This window comes from Paenibacillus sp. JNUCC 35 (assembly GCF_058269095.1).
Genome location: NZ_CM177771.1, coordinates 1,697,980 through 1,713,733, shown reverse-complemented (window position 1 = coordinate 1,713,733; position 15,754 = coordinate 1,697,980). Strand labels below are relative to the sequence as shown.

The window sequence follows — 15,754 nt, the reverse complement described above, 5'->3', positions numbered from 1 at the left end:
ACTATTATAATACAACCTCCTTTAAAGGAGTAAAGAAAGGATGCCCGTTATGACCGATTCCAGACACTATAAAAGAACCATTGTAAAAGAGGAAATCAGCTCCAAGCACCTCAATTCGACACGATCCGTGCGTATTTTCCTGCCTCCGGGTTATAACGAAGTTCTGTCGTATCCGGTCATTTACTGTCAGGACGGAGAAGAATTTTTTAACTTCGGCCGGATAGCGACCACCATGACCGCAGGCATTCTCGACCACGGCTGGGAGCCGGCCATTATCGTAGGCGTCGACGTGAACGTCAAAATCCGGACCTCGGAATATTCGCCGGATGGGGAAAACCACGAGGCGTACATCCGCTTCTTCGCGGAAGAGATGCTCCCCTTCGTCGAGTCCAAGTACGCCGTACGCACCGACAAAAGCGATCGCGTCTTGGCAGGAGATTCCCTCGGAGGCACGGTTTCTCTGCATCTTGCCCTAACTTATCCTCACCTCTTTGCGAGAGTTATATCCCTGTCCGGCGCTTTTTTGGAACCGACCCGCAGCCGCCTGCAGTCCGAGGGAGATCTTTCCTGGCTGGAGCTGTACATGCTGATCGGCTTGGACGAGGAGGAGGTTAAGACCGAGCGTGGCACCTTTGACTTCGTGGAGGCGAACCGGCTCTCGAAAGCTCTTCTCGAACAAAAAAATACCCGGCTCTTCTATGAAGAAAAGCCGGGTAAGCACGTGTGGGGCTTCTGGCAGAAAGAGCTTCCCGCGATTTTGGAAAGATTTTTCGGCTAACTCTCTGAACGATAAAAAAACCTCCATCTCCACGAAATTACGTGGACATGGAGGTTTTTTGTCGTGCACGGGCGGCTTGCGTCGGCGAAGCGCTAGTCCGCGGCCTTGAAGCCGTAGCGCTCCCGCATCGTGCGCATCATCGCCGCGATGTCTTCGTCCGCAGCGAATTCCCGGTAATCCGCTGCACGCACCCGCGTCTGACGGGCGAGCCATTCGCCCGTCAGACGGCAGAACGCGGGCGAAGTGAGCCCGGCGCCCGCGTACTCGGCGAGGCTCGTCATGCGCCCGGGCTCCACGTCCGGGTAGCTGTCCGGCGCCGCGCCCTGCCCCGCCTCGTCGTAAAACGAGCGCGCCACGGCGGCTTTCTCCGCCCCGGTGCCCTCCACGACGACGAAAGCCTGCACCGACAGCGCGCGTGCCTGCCTGCGCTGGGCGATGCCGCAGAACTTGCGGCCGCCAACGCTCAGATCGAAATCGCCGGGGCAGTAGGAGCCGGCGATTTCCCCTTTGGCGACGCCCGTATTCCAGTCTGCCAGGACACCGCCCAGAAAGCGGTACATGGTTTCGAAATCATCGTGAAAATCTATTTTGCCCACAGGTTTGGGTGTAATCAAAGTTACATTCACTACTCCCGGATCCAGCGGCACGGCTGCTCCCCCGGAATTGCGCACAATCACCGCCCTTCCTTCCCTGCCTATTCTGCCCGCCGCTTGGGGGGCATGAGGCAGCCGGCTGTCTCGGAGACCGAGTACCAGACCTTGGGGGTGTCTCCACAAATGAACGATGGGGTCGGCTCCTTCTCCCACTTTGCGGATGAGCAGCTCTTCGAGGGCAAACGGAAACAACAAATCCGCTTCCAGGTCCCCGGAGCGGTCAAGGAGCGTAATCTTTTCAGGTAATAACGGCAATGATTCCATTCGGCAATTCTCCTTCTGACTATCGGTCCATCCTCTGATGCAGTTCGGCACGGCTTTTAAACGTTTATTTGTTTATTGTAGGGGAAACCGGGCGTCTGCCGCAAGGACGGGTTCATTTTCTTCCATCAGGATGTGAGGTGTGGCATTTTCCAAGTAGGAAATTTGTATAACTCTATCGAAGTAATACACAGCTGAACAATTATGGAAAATAGTGCCTAGGTATACTGTCCTAATCATATCTGAAACACGGGACGGATTTCCTATAAAACCCTAAAGATAGTAGGCGAACCGTATGTCAATCAGTTTTCATGAGGTATTGTTTAACGTCCTGATATCGTGTTCACCTGTCATCGTGTCCCCTTTCTTCGATGAAAGCAATCCGTTAAGCAAAAAATCGTATAAACCTATGATGACGCTCGTTAGCATTCTTGCTGCGCTCGCATGCGCGACTTTTCCCTACAGCTCCGGCAGCGGGATCAAGCAAAGCTTGTTCATGATCCCCCTCGTCAGCAGCTTTGTGCACGGAGGTCTTCTTCCTGCTTTAGCCGTTTCGGCCAGCCTTCTACTTCTGCACGGATTCGTTTTCCCGGCCTCTCTGCCGACAGATGCGGTTTTTCTATTGATTTGCGCCTGTTTTGCCGGGCTGTACATCAAATTCCACAAGACAGGCGGCCGGTTCTCCGCTTTTATATGTCCCGTCCTTCTGTCCGCCGGCCTAGGCTTTGTGTTTATGGCTTTTCAAATCTTTTTCCATCGCAAGAACCAGCTGCCTCTTGCACCTGATTTTTTTTCCTTTCATGCGTTCTCTATTTTATTGCACGGTATTTCTATGGCCATTGTCATCTATTTGTCTGAATTTATCCGGGAGAGCCGAGTCAGCCGCCTAGAATCGCAGCGGGCGGAAAAGCTGAACGTCCTCAGCGAATTGGCCGCTTCCGTGGCGCACGAAATCCGTAATCCGATGACGGTTGCCAGAGGTTTTCTGCAAATTTTATCCCAAACGGAAGTTAACGAAGAAAAGAAAAAAATGTACACCTCGATGGCAATCGAAGAAATGGACCGAGTCCAGCAAATTATTACAAGCTATCTTGCCTTCGCCAAGCCTCAAGCCGAAACAACCGAGCCGGTATCCGTAAGCGGTATCATAGTCAGCCTGGTCCAGCGCATTCAAGGGTGCGCCGGCAGCAGCAAGGTGCAGTTGGAAACGCACGCTCCCCCGTCTCTATGGATCACGGCAAACGCGGAAAAATTGATCCAATGCCTCGTGAATCTGTCGCGGAACGGAATCGAAGCGATGCCGGAAGGAGGACGCTTACGTATAGAAGCTTATCCCGAACCGAAAAGCGTCTGCATCTCCATCGAAGATACCGGAATCGGGATGAACGCGGAAGAAATCGCCCGCCTCGGCTCCCCTTTTTATTCCACGAAGCAAAAGGGGACCGGGCTCAGCGTCATGGTGGCGTTCCGCATCATCGAAACCTTCAGCGGAAAGGTGCAGGTGACGAGCGTGCCCGGCCGGGGAACCCGCGTGCTTGTCACACTCCCCCAAGCGGCGAAACCGCCCCAGCTCGCCTCCGCGCAGGATCAGTTCGGTTGATCCGCCAGCATGTCCATGATCTCACGCGCCAGCGGAACCGCTTCTGAAGGCGCTTCCGGCGCAGCTTCGCGAATGACGACAGCTACGGCATACCGGGGAGCATCGACGGGACCGTAGCCGATAAACCACTGGTTAACGGTCTCATGCGGTCCCGACTGTACCTGCGCCGTGCCCGTCTTTCCGGCCAGCGGCCACTTCGCCGCATTCAGCTGCCCCGCCGTTCCGCTCCGCACGACGAGTCTCATCTCCCGCAGGAGTTCACTTGTTGCCCTAGGAGAGAGAAATTCCTTCGCACCCGGAAGAAATTTGGGCGGAAACGAGTCCAGGGTCAGGCCGTCCCGGAACCGGACCTCTTTCACGAGGCGCGGAGCGCGAGCTTTTCCCCGGTGCAGGACGGTTACGACCAGATTCGCCGCCTGAAGGGGCGTCACTTGGACGTCCCTCTGGCCGATGGCGGTCTGCAGCCGGACTCCTTCATCGTCTCTCGGCGTTTGTGCGCCGAAGAGCTGGCCGCCTTCCTCACCGTCGAGTTGAGCGACCGCAGCTCCTCCCGTGAGGCTCCCTTTCCATCCGACGGGAGTCAGCAGCCCCAGATTCCGTGCATAAGTTTCCAGCTCGTCCGAATCCAGACGCCGCATCACTTCGCCGAAAACGATATTGCACGATTGGGCAAATCCTTCTTCGAACGTAAGCTTTCCGTGACCTTCCTTCTTCCAGCAGGTAAACCCGTATTTTCCCCATGCCCCGTGGCAGTCAAAAGTCTCATCCGGCTTAACAACGCCTTTCTCAAGCGCTGCAGCGGCTACAACCGTTTTGAAAATCGAACCCGGCGCGGCAGCTTTGACTCCCAGATTGGCCCAGTCTCCCTCTATCGCGTTGATCTCCCCCGGATGGAATGACGGTTTGGAAGCCATCGCCACGATATCCGCATTGGCGGCATCCAGGACGACGACCGCCCCTTTTGTAATTCCCCGTCTCGTCATCCGTTCTTCGATGCTCCGCAGAATGCTCGAATCCAGTGTAGTCATCAACTGCAGGGGATAACGGGACTGATCCGGCGAAATCAGTCTGACGCTTAGAGCGTCCAGCGGCCGTTTACCCGCATCCGTAAACACGGATAAAGTGCGTTCCCCGATGCCTCGCAGCCGGGACTCGAACGTTTTCTCAAGTCCGGATACCCCGATCTCGCTGGTAAGCGTCAAATGTCCGGCCGCAAGCTCGCGGGCGTACAAGCCGGAGATCCGTTCCGGGTTCTGCCCGATGTACCCGATCACTTGCGCTGCGGCGGGATGATCCGGATAGCGGGTTTTGTAATCCGTCACCTGCACGTAAGAAAGCCCGCTCCCCTCAAGCAGAGCGATTTGGGAAGGCGTTAATTCCAGCGGTTCTTTTACAGACTCGCCGGATTTGGAAGAAGCCAATTGGCCGCCGTTCTTTCCCCCGTCCGGAATCGTCAGGCTCCCCGTCCATAAAAGCGGTTCCTTCACCTGTTTTACAAAAGCCTTCCAGTCGTCCGCCGTCACTCCGAAAGCTCCGCTGACCTTCCGAAGCTGTTCGGCCGAGCCCGTGTAATCGGGGTGGACCGGAAAAATAATGGCTGTCCGGATTGTTTTGCCGGTCAGAGGCTTCAGATTCCGGTCGTATATGTCTCCTCTTCCCGTATCGAGCACAATGCTTTTCTGACGCTGCAAAACGGAGTTTTTGACCAGGTCTACTTCATAAGACGAAAAACGGTGGGTTCTCAGCACCTGGATCCAAAATAACCGCGCGGCCAGGAGCGCCAGAATACCGGTCAACCCGAGCAGCAGCAGAAGTTTGCGGCGCGGGTCCGTTTGGATGCTATTGATGCCGTTACCACCGTCGGTGCCACTCCCCTCAAGCGAGATCCCCGCCCGGGCATCTGTCTTTTCTTTTCCGGCAGTACCGGGTAATTCTTTGCCCATACATTCACCGCTCCCGTGTCCACTTCTTTTGATTCCAGTATAGACAAGGGGGAATGCGCCCAAACCTTCCATTCGGGCACGGAAAAAAGAAAAACGCCCGCTTCCGGCTATACGGAAACGAGGCGTTCTGTGGGATCACAATGTAAACTTGGACAGCGTGTCTTTCAGGGAATTCGAGAGGTTCTCCAATCTGTCGGACAGCTTCACCAGATTCTGGCTAATGCTGAGCTGCTCGGAGCTGAGGGACGCAACTTCCTCGGATGTCGCCAGGGATTCCTCCGCCACGGCACTCACATTCGTCATCGCGTCGGACAAGACGGCTTGCGACTGATCGAGCTCGCTTATCGATTCCGTCACCGCGTTCAACCGTTCGATAAATTGGCTCATGTGATTCTGGACCTGGGCAAAAATCCCGTCCGCTTCTTTCACGGCACCGATTTGCTGATTGAAGAGCGGGTAAGCTTGATGAAGCACGTGGACGGTTTCGTCGATTTCGCGCTGAATCGTTTCCGTAATCTGGGCCACAACGTCGATGGACTGCTTGGATTGATCCGCCAGTTTGCGGATTTCATCGGCGACCACCATAAATCCTTTGCCTGCCGTTCCGGCTCTCGCAGCCTCGATCGTTGCGTTAAGAGAGAGGATATTCGTCTGCTTCGTCAGATTGTGCAGCATCTCCAATATTTTGCGGATGGACCGGGTGCTCTCTTTCAGGTTGTCGACCTTCTCCACCATGGAACGGGTCATCACTTCCGTCTGGCCGGTTTTGTCCATCAGCTCTTCCATGTACTTCGTGCCCTGTTCGCCCGAGCTTCGGACGCCGGAGGCTGCCGTTCCCATCTCCAGGTTAGCGGACATCACCTGTTTCATTTTCTCGCCGATATGATGCGTCAGCTCGTTCCCGCGTTCGGACTCGGAAGCGAGCCCTGCGGCTCCTCCCGAGATCTCGTCGGTTGCTACCGCGATTTCCTTGGCGGAAGTTGCCGTAATCTTGGAGGCGTTCGCGACTTCGGAGGCCGTGTTCAGCACTTCCTGGGCGGATTCGTTCGTCTGGCGGACCAGCGTCGTAATCTGCTCCATCATCATGTCGAAGTTTTCTCCGAGCATGCCGATTTCGTCCCGACTCTTAAGATTTGCCCGGACCTTCAGGTTGCCTTGGGCGCCCTGCTTCATAAGTCCGGCCAATCCGGCCAGCGGCCTGCCGATCATTCTCGCCACGAAAATACCGATCAAAGCGGCGATAACGGCCGCCACAAGGGCAATTACCAGCGTCAGGTTGAAGATTACGTTTGCGTCTTTAACCAGTTCTCCGACCGGCATGCTTCCTACGAGGAACCAGCCGGTACCGGCAAATTTCGAATATACGTTCTGCGTCTGTTTATCCGACGAGAGGAAGTCGCCGGAATCCGTCTTCTGCTTCTCCTCACTGATCGTAACCGGAGACGGTTTTGCAAGAAGCTCCTGATCTTTCGCATAAATCAGTTTGTTGGACGCATCCGAAATGTACATCGTGCTGTCATCGCCGAGCTGGATAAGTCCAATCTCTTTTTCCAGGATCGACGTAGGAATTTCCATCAGAAGCATCGCGATCGGCGTGGAAGTGCTCGTCGAATTCAGGTAGCGGCCCATGGCGACACTCGGTTCTCCGCTGAAATAACCTTTCGGTTTCGTGTCCAACCACAGCGCCTGCCCGCTGGTTTTGGAAACGGCCTGGAACCAGTCCGTTTTTGTAATTTCTTCCGTCGTAGCGTTCAAGGAAGCTCCGTTGGAGTTGATCATATGACCGTCTGTTTTTAACAGCGTCATGCTTTTGATCGATTTGTTGGAAAATAAATAGGAATTCACTTTTTCCGTAATTTTACGAGTGACTTCGAGCTGCTCGTATGTACCTTCTTTAACCTCGTTGCGTGTATCAAGCAGGCGCTGCAAATCGGCGTCGAGCATCATCTGCATCGTTAAATCTTCAAAGCCGCCGAAAAGAAGATCGAGCTTCTGGCTCGCCTGAATCATGGTCTGCTTCGACGCTTCGCTCACTTTGCCGCGCACGACGCTTTTCGAAAGCTGGTACGAGGTGATCCCCACGGTCAGAACAAAAAATAAAATACTGACGATAAAAATAAGAAACAATTTCATGCCTACGGATTTTGCCGGGTTGCTCAATCCCATAGAGGAAGAAATAAAACCGCCTCCCGATCCTCCCGGCTTCGGAGCGCCCCCTGACGGAGCTTGTTTCTTTTGAAAACGCTCTCTTAACTGGGTTGCTGTCTGAGTGAGTTTTTTGTTCATGGGCACCACCATCCACTTTTTTTAGGAAGAAAGTCTTACGCAAAAACTTAATATCCCCAGTATTTTCTACTTTTGTTTTAATGTTCGACGACGATTTGTGTTTTTCCTCTTCGATTTGTGCCATTTTTCCTATCAAAATATCTTTTTTTGATTACACAGACCTAGAAATAAAAAAAAATACCGCCCGGCTTAAGCCAGTCGGTATTAAAATCCATTAACGGGTACGCTTGCGCATCATATCCAGCGGTTTAACCGGCTGCTCGGTTTGAATGCGGATAAGCTGCAGAGGATGACGAGCCGCATCGAGCTCGGCGCCTTCCTCGTCGCGAATGACATCCACCCGCTGCTTGAAGTGCGTGCCCCCCGGACCGAAAAATTCCACTTCCGTACCCGGTTTGAAGTAATTGCGCTGCTGGATGACGGCGGTTCCCGTCTTCTCGTCATACTCCATGACTACGCCGACGAAATCGTAGCTCGCCGCCTTGTCCTCCGGTCCGAAAATATGATCTTCGGGACCGGGCGCTTCGTAGAAAAATCCGGTATTCAGCGGACGGTTAGCCGCTTTATTGATCTCGTCGCGCCAGAGCGCTTTGACCTCATAGGCTGCCGGATTTTCAAAATAGCTGTCGATGGCTTGGCGATAGGCATTCACAACCGTCGCTACGTAATGGATGCTTTTCATTCTGCCTTCGATTTTGAAACTGTCCACGCCGGACTCGATCATATCGGGAATATGCTCGATCATGCATAAATCCTTGGCGCTCATCATAAACGCATCTTCCTCTTCACCGTAAAGGGGAAAATCGGGCGCAAGCGGATCGGACAGAGGAGCTCCCTTCGCGTACAGATCGTACTTCCAGCGGCAGGACTGGCAGCACCCTCCCCGGTTGGAGTCGCGGTCCGTAAAATGATTGGACAGCACGCAGCGTCCGGAATAGGAGCTGCACATCGCACCGTGAATAAACGCTTCGATCTCAATATCGACATGCCGTTTGATCTCGTCAATATCGCCCATGCTCACTTCCCGGGCGAGAACTACCCGCTCGATGCCTTCTTCTTTCCAGAACTGCACCGTCTGCCAGTTCATAACCGACTGCTGGGTGCTCAGATGCACCTCAAGCTTGGGAGCCACGCGTCTGGCGGTGTCCATAATAATCGGGTCGGCGGCGATGATAGCCGAAATGCCGGCTTCCTGCAGTTCTTTCAAATACTCTTCAATTCCCTCGATATCTTCATTGTGGGCATAAATATTCGTCGCCACAAAAACTTTGGCGCCGTAACGGTTAGCGAATTCGACGCCTTCGCGCATCTCTTCGAAAGTAAAATTGTCGGCGTTGGAGCGCAGACCGTACTTCTGGCCGCCGATATACACGGCATCGGCCCCGTAATGTACGGCAAACTTAAGCTTCTCCAGACTTCCCGCCGGGGCAAGCAGTTCCGGCTTGTCCAGACGAACGCGTCTGCCGCGCGCACGCTCGTTAACAGCTGCGGCCATACTCATGGTGGTTCACCTCAATATACTTGTTCTTTGTAGAAAAAGCCGAAAGACAATTCCCTGCCCGGATCTTGCAGGCGTCGGATAGGCTCCAGCATTTCGTCGTTGAATTTGTAAGAATCCGGATCCGCACAATAGGCATCAATCACTTGACGGTATGCCCTTACCACGGTTTCGTTATATTCGGCGGATTTCAGCAGCCCTTCAATCTTAAGGCTGTCTATGTTCCCTTTGAGCAGCTCATGAAGATCTTCCAGCATGCAAATATCGTCGGAGCTCATCACGTGGGTGCCGTTGCTGTCTTCATAAATCGGATACCGCTCCTCCTGACGTTCCTGCTCAATCAGAAAAAGCCCGTTATCCATGGAGCGGTCGACATTGTTGGCATCTTTCCCCAGATGCTCCACGTAATTGGCGACCAGGCTCCGGCGGGAATGGTAAATATTCGTCAGCCCGTGCACTTGGACTTGGACTTCCAGCTTGGCGTGACGCTTGAATTCAAGCGTTTCCTCAAGGTTCAGTTCCCTGGCCAGAACCGCACGCACGGCCCCGCGGGACGCCCAGTAATTCGCTGTAGCGTAGTTCGTCGTCGTCATTTCCGCATTCCAGTGAAGCGGGAGCTTGAATTCCGCTTTGTTCACCATCCGCAGTATGGCGGGATCTCCATATACGGCTCCGTCCACACCGATAGCGGAGATGGCCGCAAGATATTTCTCAACTTCAGGCAGCGCTTCGTTATCGAAAACATTGTTTACAGCCGCATAGACTTTAGCGCCTTTTGCATGAACGTAAGGAACCAGTTCCTCCAGATCTTGAATCGTCACATCGCCCGGAAGGCGCATGCCGAATGCCGCTTCGCCGATCAGTACGGCGTCCGCCCCGGCTTGTATGAATCGCTTCGCTTCCTCTACTGTTCCTGCCGTTATAAGCAGCTCGGGTTTTGGAATCAACCTCGTCACCTTCTTATTTCGCGTTTTTCTCGGTTTGCTTGCTCTTTTCGATGTTGGCCAGATGCTGCGCATAGGTTTCTCCAAACAAATGTCCCTGGCTTCCGTCTTTTTTCGTTACGTAATAAAAGTATTTCGACTCCGCCGGATACAGCGCCGCCTCGATGGACGCCAGGCTTGGACTCGCGATGGGACCCGGAGGCAGTCCCGGATTTTTATACGTATTATAAGGACTTTCGATCTTCAGATCGCTTTCGAGCAGTCTTTCTTTCTGCTTGCCCAGCGCATACTGCACGGTCGCGTCGATCTGCAGCGGCTGTTTGATTTTCAGCCGGTTGTAAATGACGCTTGCCACGAGCGGACGTTCCTCGTCCACAACCACTTCACGCTCGATCAGGGAAGCGATCGTCATCATTTGATGGAATGTCAGCCCGCTTGCCTTCAGCTTGTCCTTCCAATCCGCGGGAAGGCTTTGCAGCCGCTTGTCCAGCTGATCGACCATGAGGGTGATCATCTTCTGCTCGGTAGCATCCTTCGGGATATCGTACGTATCCGGGAACAGATACCCTTCCAGCCTATGCTTGAGTTTGGTGTCCGCCGGAATTCCGGCAAGCAGCTCTTCCCCTTCCGCAGGTTTGTACGCTTCCGCCGCCTTAACGAAGGCAGACGCTTCCATCCCCTCATGCTGTCCGACTTTGCCGGCAATCTGCGTGACCGTGTATCCTTCGGGTATAGTCAGGCGGTTCGCTTTTGCCGTCTGCCCGTTGTTCAGCATCGCAATGATCTCGTCCGTTCCGATCCCGGGCTTCATCGCATACTCGCCGGCTTGGAAACGGCCGCCTTCGTTCTTCCATTTCAAGTAGTACATAAAAACGGAGGCGTTGCGGATAAGGCCTTCCTTCTCAAGCTTGGAAGCGATATTTTTCACGCCGTCGCCGGATACGATCTCGACCTTCTTTTCCTGATCGGAAGCCGAGGTCGGCTGCAGTTCTCCCCGTATATAATAAGCCGCGGCCGCAGCACAGCCGGCTAAGAGCAGAACAATTACCAGCAGCCCGGTCATCAAGCGTTTTATTCGTGATTTAGGACGATGCATAAGTTCCTCCACAATAGTCATCTTGGTCAATCATTCGCATGAAAAAGAGCGGATTTGACTCCGCTCTGGTTTGCTTTAGATTTCTTAAGGTTCGTCGTGTTCCGGAAACGTGAGTTCGTCGTACAATTCGGAGACGGTTTCCCACTCTTCGTCATCTTCGATGGTTTCCAGCTCCAGTGTGCCTTCCGAATCCCGGGATACCCGGAACACGGACACTTCGCCTTCTTTCTTCATCTCTTCCGATTGCAGAACGGCGTAGTGGCGGTCTTCATGGAGAATCTCCGTCAAGATGCGAAAGACGGTGGATTCGTCCTGTTCGTCGAATAAAATAATATCATCTCCGAAAGAACTCCGCAACTCGTTCGTCTGTTTTACACTCATGCTTCTTCTTCCTCTTCGGCGATTAGTGTATTAAACGTTTCTTCAACGATATTCCATTCTTCCTCGTCCTCGATGGTGTAAAGCTTCAGATCGTCGCCGTTCTCGTCTTCCTCGTAACGAAATGCGTACACTTCGTCGGATTCCTCGTCGCCTTCAACCGGCACGACCATCATGTACTTTTTGTCGGAACCATCCACTTCGAATTTCATGACGACTTCGAATTCTTCTTCGTTGCCCTCATCATCGGGGATATAAATAATTTCCGCTTCCTCTTGCTGAAAATCCTCTTCTTTAGCCATGGTTCCATCACCTCATCGTTTAGAGTCCATATATCCCTGCAGAATCAGCACAGCGGCGATCTTATCGACCACTTGCTTGCGCTTCTTCCGGCTAACGTCCGCCTCCAAAAGAGTGCGGGTCGCGGATACCGTAGTCAATCGTTCGTCCCACATACGGACGGGCAGGTTAAACGTCTCGGTCAACTGTGCGGCGAATTCCTGACAAAGCTCGCCGCGCGGCCCGATCGAGCCGTTCATATTTTTGGGGAGGCCGACCACGATCTCCGTTACTTCGTACTCCCCGATTAGCCGCCGCAGGTGGTCTAAATCGTGTTGCGGACTGGCTCTGCGTATAACCTCGATCCCTTGGGCGGTAAGCCCGAGAAGATCGCTTACGGCAACGCCGATTGTTTTGTCGCCATAGTCTAGGCCCATCGTTCTCATACGTGTGAACTCCTAAGCCGGACCCGTCTGCCGGGAATCGGCGCAGGCCCGTTTATTTATGCTCTTTGAGATAAGAGCGTACCAATTCTTCGATCAGTTCGTCGCGTTCCCGTTTGCGAATCAGGCTCCGGGCGTTATTGTGCCGGGGAATGTAAGCCGGATCCCCGGAAAGCAAGTAACCGACGATTTGATTGATCGGATTGTAGCCTTTCTCCTGCAGAGCGTCATAGACAGTTAATAGCACTTCTTTGGGGGATGTTTCGATCTCATCGGCTTTGACATTGAATTTCACCGTTTTGTCCATAAAATCCATGAAAGGCACCTCCAATGTTTGCTTTTTCAAACTCTATCGGTTGTAAATGCTGCTAATCCCGCTATTGTCATATATTCTCTGCGGGACGGAAAATTCCTGTTCCCGCAGGAAAATTTAAGAAATCTGTCCGGCCACAAGCGCTTCGACGCCGTCCAGCGCCTCCTGGAGCTGGGACGGGTCCTTGCCTCCGGCCTGGGCCATATCGGGGCGTCCGCCACCGCCGCCGCCGCATTTCGCCGCGGTTTCTTTGATCAGCTTGCCGGCATGAAGCCCTTTGGCGATCAGATCCGGCGTAACGGCGGCAACCAGGTTGACTTTGTCGCCTGCGACGGCGCCGAGCACGATCACGGCCGAGCCCAGTTTGGCTTTCATTTCATCCACGATGCCCCGCAGGGAATCCATATCGGATGCGCTCACCTGAGCGGCCAGGACCGGTACGCCCGCCACTTCTTTCAGGCGGCCTTCCAGCGCGCCCGCTTCAATGCGGCCCAGTTTGGCCCGCAGCGATTCGTTCTCGCGCGCCAGCTCTTTCATCTGCTGGAGCGTGGAGTCCAGACGCTTCGGCACGTCAGCGGTGTTGGCCTTGAGAACGCCGGCCGCATCCCTCAGCAGCTGCAGCTGGCCGTCCACGTACTCGTAGGCCTGACGGCTTGTCACCGCTTCGATGCGGCGGATACCGGAACCGATTCCGGATTCGCTGACAATCTTGAACAAGCCGATTTCGCCCGTGCTCTGTACGTGGCAGCCTCCGCAAAGCTCAAGGCTGTAATCGCCGACGCGGACGACGCGGACGATGTCGCCGTATTTCTCGCCGAACAGCGCCATGGCACCCATCGCTTTCGCTTCGTCGATGCCGCGAAGGGAGATGTCCACCGGCGTGTTCGCCCAGATTTGAGCGTTCACGCGGCGTTCGACATCCTGCAGTTCTTCCGGCGTGATGCCGCCGAAGTGCGAGAAGTCGAACCGCAGGCGGTCCGGCTCAACGAGGGAGCCCGCCTGGTTAACGTGCGTGCCGAGCACTTCCTTCAGCGCCTTATGCAGCAGGTGAGTGGCCGTGTGGTTCTTCACGGTATCTCCGCGAAGCTCGCCGGAGACTTGAGCCGTAACCGAATCGCCCGTGCGCAGGATGCCCTGCTCGACGGTCACGCTGTGAACGTGCTGGCCGTGAGGCGCTTTGCCGACTTCGAGTACGGCCGCGCGTACGCCGTCGCCCGTGATGACGCCGCGGTCGGCTACCTGTCCGCCGCTTTCGGCGTAGAACGGCGTCCGGTCGAGTATGACCTGGCACGTTTCGCCGGTTCCCGCCGCATCCACAAACTCGTTGTCGTGCACGATCGCCAGCACTTTGGCTGGAACTACCAATTCAGTGTATCCAACAAATTCACTTTTATCCGTAAACTCGGAGAGCGCTCCGCCCTGCACTTTCATGCTGCCGGATTTGCTCCGGTTGCTGCGCGCACGCTCGCGCTGCTCTTCCATCGCCGCTTCAAATCCTTCGCGGTCGACGGCCAGACCCTGCTCGTTCGCGAAATCCTCCGTCAAGTCAACCGGGAACCCGTACGTGTCGTACAGCTTGAACGCATCCGGTCCGCTGATGGCGCGCCCGCCCGCCGCACGTGTGCTCTCGACCATGCCGGCAAGAATGGCAAGACCGTCGGACAGCGTTTCGTGAAAACGTTCTTCCTCGATGCGGATGATTTTCTCGATGAACTCGCGTTTCTCCACGACTTCATTGTAGTAAACGCCCATGATTTCGCCTACGACCGGAACGAGCTGGTACAGGAACGGTTTATCCATGCCGAGTACTTTGCCGTAGCGGACGGCGCGGCGCAGAAGTCTGCGGATAACGTAGCCGCGGCCTTCGTTCGTAGGCAGTACGCCGTCTCCCACCGCAAAAGCGACGGTACGGACGTGGTCGGCAATGACCTTCAAAGCCACGTCAAACTCTTCGTTCTCCTTGTACTTCACGCCCCCGATGCGGCAGGTCGCTTCAATGATCGGCTGGAACAAATCCGTGTCGAAGTTGGAGTCCACATCCTGCAAAATCGAAGCGAAACGCTCCAGACCCGCGCCCGTATCAATATTCTTGTTGGGCAGCGGCGTGTAGCTGCCGTCTTTGTTGTGGTTGAACTGGGAAAATACGAGGTTCCACACTTCCAGGAAACGCTCGTTCTCTCCGCCCGGCCAGCATTCCGGATCGTTCAGATCGCCGTATTTGTCTCCGCGGTCGTAGAAGATTTCCGTACAAGGTCCGCACGGGCCTTCCCCGATATCCCAGAAGTTCTCGTCGAGCTTGTAAATACGCGCTTCCGGCAGACCGATCTTTTTATTCCAAAACTCAAATGCTTCCGTATCCTCGGGATAAACGGTGACCGACAAGCGCTCCGGATCGAAGCCGATCCATTTCGGGTCCGTCAGAAATTCCCAGGCCCAGGTAATGGCTTCTTCCTTGAAGTAGTCGCCGATGGAGAAGTTTCCGAGCATCTCGAAAAATGTATGGTGACGGCGGGTTTTGCCGACATTTTCAATGTCGTTTGTACGGATGCATTTCTGCGCGTTTACGATTCTCGGATTCTCGGGAACGACACGGCCGTCAAAATAAGGTTTGAGCGGCGCCATCCCGGCGTTGATCCATAAAAGAGAAGGGTCGTTGTGAGGCACGAGCGAGGAGCTCGGCTCGATTTTGTGTCCTTTGCTGGCGAAGAATTCCAGCCACTTGGAACGAATTTCACTTGCTTTCATTGCGTTTCGAGCCTCCGTTTGTTGAAAGTTTTGGTTTAGTTGGCTTGGACTGCTGCTCCTTCGGCCCTCTCTACAGGAAACAAAAAACGCCCCTGTTATCAACAGGGACGAAAAATTCGCGGTACCACCCTGGTTATCGGATGACGTGCAGGCAGGCGCCTTGCCGTTTCATCCAATCTCCTCGTTGCGGACGATAACGGATCCGCTTGCCGTTGGGCTTGTGTAACTTGTCACCCACACTCCGAAATGAGCGTTCGGCCATCCTTCATGAAAGGTTCTCGCAGCCTTCTTCTATAGAAGAAGGAACCTTCTCTCTGCCAATGGGCTATGGCGTACTGGATTTCTTCAGCGCTTTGCATATCGAGTTTGACTCAGTTACCGAAAATTATAGTTCATATCTGGAAACGATGTCAACCTGACGGATGCGGATTAAAGAAGCCCCGCCGATGGCACGTCCCCTCTTTGGAAATTGGCGGAAAAGAAGCACAACCGCTTCAAACGGATCGGTCAGGCTCCGTGACGAGCGGAAGGTTTCTT

Annotated in this window: 13 protein-coding genes; 2 read left to right on the top strand and 11 right to left on the bottom strand. The window is 54.3% G+C overall.

All coding sequences use genetic code 11. The features are described from left to right. The first annotated feature begins 49 nt into the window (after positions 1-49). Positions 50-778: an alpha/beta hydrolase gene (locus AC2TF6_RS07780; protein ID WP_491310563.1), complete on the top strand. Its 729-nt coding sequence runs from the start codon at positions 50-52 to the stop codon at positions 776-778. A 92-nt stretch (positions 779-870) separates the two neighbouring features. Here the strand turns inward: AC2TF6_RS07780 and AC2TF6_RS07775 are convergent, their stop codons facing one another. Next, a complete protein-coding gene (locus AC2TF6_RS07775; RefSeq protein ID WP_491310562.1) occupies positions 871-1,695 on the bottom strand; it encodes a lipoate--protein ligase family protein in 825 nt (274 codons plus the stop codon). 292 nt (positions 1,696-1,987) lie between these two features. On the opposite strand from AC2TF6_RS07775, the gene AC2TF6_RS07770 reads away from it, so the two are divergent. Further along, positions 1,988-3,292: an ATP-binding protein gene (locus tag AC2TF6_RS07770; protein ID WP_491310561.1), complete on the top strand. Its 1,305-nt coding sequence runs from the start codon at positions 1,988-1,990 to the stop codon at positions 3,290-3,292. Here AC2TF6_RS07770 and AC2TF6_RS07765 read toward each other — a convergent pair. The 10 genes from AC2TF6_RS07765 to alaS all read right to left on the bottom strand — a co-directional run bounded on the left by AC2TF6_RS07765 (position 3,280) and on the right by alaS (position 15,217). After that, on the bottom strand, positions 3,280-5,235 hold the full coding sequence (locus tag AC2TF6_RS07765; RefSeq protein ID WP_491310560.1) for a peptidoglycan D,D-transpeptidase FtsI family protein: 1,956 nt from the start codon (positions 5,233-5,235) through the stop codon (positions 3,280-3,282). The genes AC2TF6_RS07770 and AC2TF6_RS07765 overlap by 13 nt on opposite strands. Positions 5,236-5,370: 135 nt before the next feature. After that, positions 5,371-7,521, bottom strand: coding sequence for a methyl-accepting chemotaxis protein (locus AC2TF6_RS07760; protein ID WP_491310559.1), 2,151 nt, complete (start codon positions 7,519-7,521; stop codon positions 5,371-5,373). 214 nt (positions 7,522-7,735) lie between these two features. Further along, on the bottom strand, positions 7,736-9,016 hold the full coding sequence (locus AC2TF6_RS07755) for a peptidase U32 family protein (protein ID WP_491311609.1): 1,281 nt from the start codon (positions 9,014-9,016) through the stop codon (positions 7,736-7,738). A 17-nt stretch (positions 9,017-9,033) separates the two neighbouring features. Continuing rightward, positions 9,034-9,966: a peptidase U32 family protein gene (locus AC2TF6_RS07750; RefSeq protein WP_491310558.1), complete on the bottom strand. Its 933-nt coding sequence runs from the start codon at positions 9,964-9,966 to the stop codon at positions 9,034-9,036. Positions 9,967-9,979: 13 nt separating this feature from the next. Further along, positions 9,980-11,059: an endolytic transglycosylase MltG gene (gene mltG / locus AC2TF6_RS07745; protein WP_491310557.1), complete on the bottom strand. Its 1,080-nt coding sequence runs from the start codon at positions 11,057-11,059 to the stop codon at positions 9,980-9,982. A gap of 84 nt (positions 11,060-11,143) precedes the next feature. Further along, a complete protein-coding gene (locus AC2TF6_RS07740) occupies positions 11,144-11,440 on the bottom strand; it encodes a DUF1292 domain-containing protein (protein ID WP_009676585.1) in 297 nt (98 codons plus the stop codon). After that, the gene (locus AC2TF6_RS07735; RefSeq protein ID WP_009676589.1) at positions 11,437-11,739 is read right to left on the bottom strand and encodes a DUF1292 domain-containing protein; all 303 of its coding nucleotides are present in this window, start codon (positions 11,737-11,739) and stop codon (positions 11,437-11,439) included. Before AC2TF6_RS07735 ends, AC2TF6_RS07740 begins: the two co-directional genes overlap by 4 nt. A 12-nt stretch (positions 11,740-11,751) precedes the next feature. Beyond that, positions 11,752-12,162, bottom strand: a complete 411-nt coding sequence (gene ruvX, locus AC2TF6_RS07730; RefSeq protein WP_009676576.1) for a Holliday junction resolvase RuvX — start codon at positions 12,160-12,162, stop codon at positions 11,752-11,754. 52 nt (positions 12,163-12,214) lie between these two features. Then, a complete protein-coding gene (locus tag AC2TF6_RS07725; protein WP_009676594.1) occupies positions 12,215-12,475 on the bottom strand; it encodes an IreB family regulatory phosphoprotein in 261 nt (86 codons plus the stop codon). A gap of 114 nt (positions 12,476-12,589) precedes the next feature. Further along, entirely contained in the window at positions 12,590-15,217 is a 2,628-nt protein-coding gene (gene alaS, locus AC2TF6_RS07720) for an alanine--tRNA ligase (protein WP_491310556.1), read from the bottom strand. Positions 15,218-15,754 lie beyond the last annotated feature (537 nt).

What these genes read in the sequence shown, in the direction of transcription:
- AC2TF6_RS07740 (WP_009676585.1), bottom strand. Translation starts at nt 11,440, where the DNA reads ATGAGTGTAAAACAGACGAACGAGTTGCGGAGTTCTTTCGGAGATGAT.
- AC2TF6_RS07760 (WP_491310559.1), bottom strand. Translation starts at nt 7,521, where the DNA reads ATGAACAAAAAACTCACTCAGACAGCAACCCAGTTAAGAGAGCGTTTT.
- AC2TF6_RS07775 (WP_491310562.1), bottom strand. Translation starts at nt 1,695, where the DNA reads ATGGAATCATTGCCGTTATTACCTGAAAAGATTACGCTCCTTGACCGC.
- AC2TF6_RS07755 (WP_491311609.1), bottom strand. Translation starts at nt 9,016, where the DNA reads ATGGCCGCAGCTGTTAACGAGCGTGCGCGCGGCAGACGCGTTCGTCTG.
- AC2TF6_RS07770 (WP_491310561.1), top strand. Translation starts at nt 1,988, where the DNA reads ATGTCAATCAGTTTTCATGAGGTATTGTTTAACGTCCTGATATCGTGT.
- alaS (WP_491310556.1), bottom strand. Translation starts at nt 15,217, where the DNA reads ATGAAAGCAAGTGAAATTCGTTCCAAGTGGCTGGAATTCTTCGCCAGC.
- ruvX (WP_009676576.1), bottom strand. Translation starts at nt 12,162, where the DNA reads ATGAGAACGATGGGCCTAGACTATGGCGACAAAACAATCGGCGTTGCC.
- AC2TF6_RS07735 (WP_009676589.1), bottom strand. Translation starts at nt 11,739, where the DNA reads ATGGCTAAAGAAGAGGATTTTCAGCAAGAGGAAGCGGAAATTATTTAT.
- AC2TF6_RS07725 (WP_009676594.1), bottom strand. Translation starts at nt 12,475, where the DNA reads ATGGATTTTATGGACAAAACGGTGAAATTCAATGTCAAAGCCGATGAG.
- AC2TF6_RS07780 (WP_491310563.1), top strand. Translation starts at nt 50, where the DNA reads ATGACCGATTCCAGACACTATAAAAGAACCATTGTAAAAGAGGAAATC.
- AC2TF6_RS07765 (WP_491310560.1), bottom strand. Translation starts at nt 5,235, where the DNA reads ATGGGCAAAGAATTACCCGGTACTGCCGGAAAAGAAAAGACAGATGCC.
- mltG (WP_491310557.1), bottom strand. Translation starts at nt 11,059, where the DNA reads ATGCATCGTCCTAAATCACGAATAAAACGCTTGATGACCGGGCTGCTG.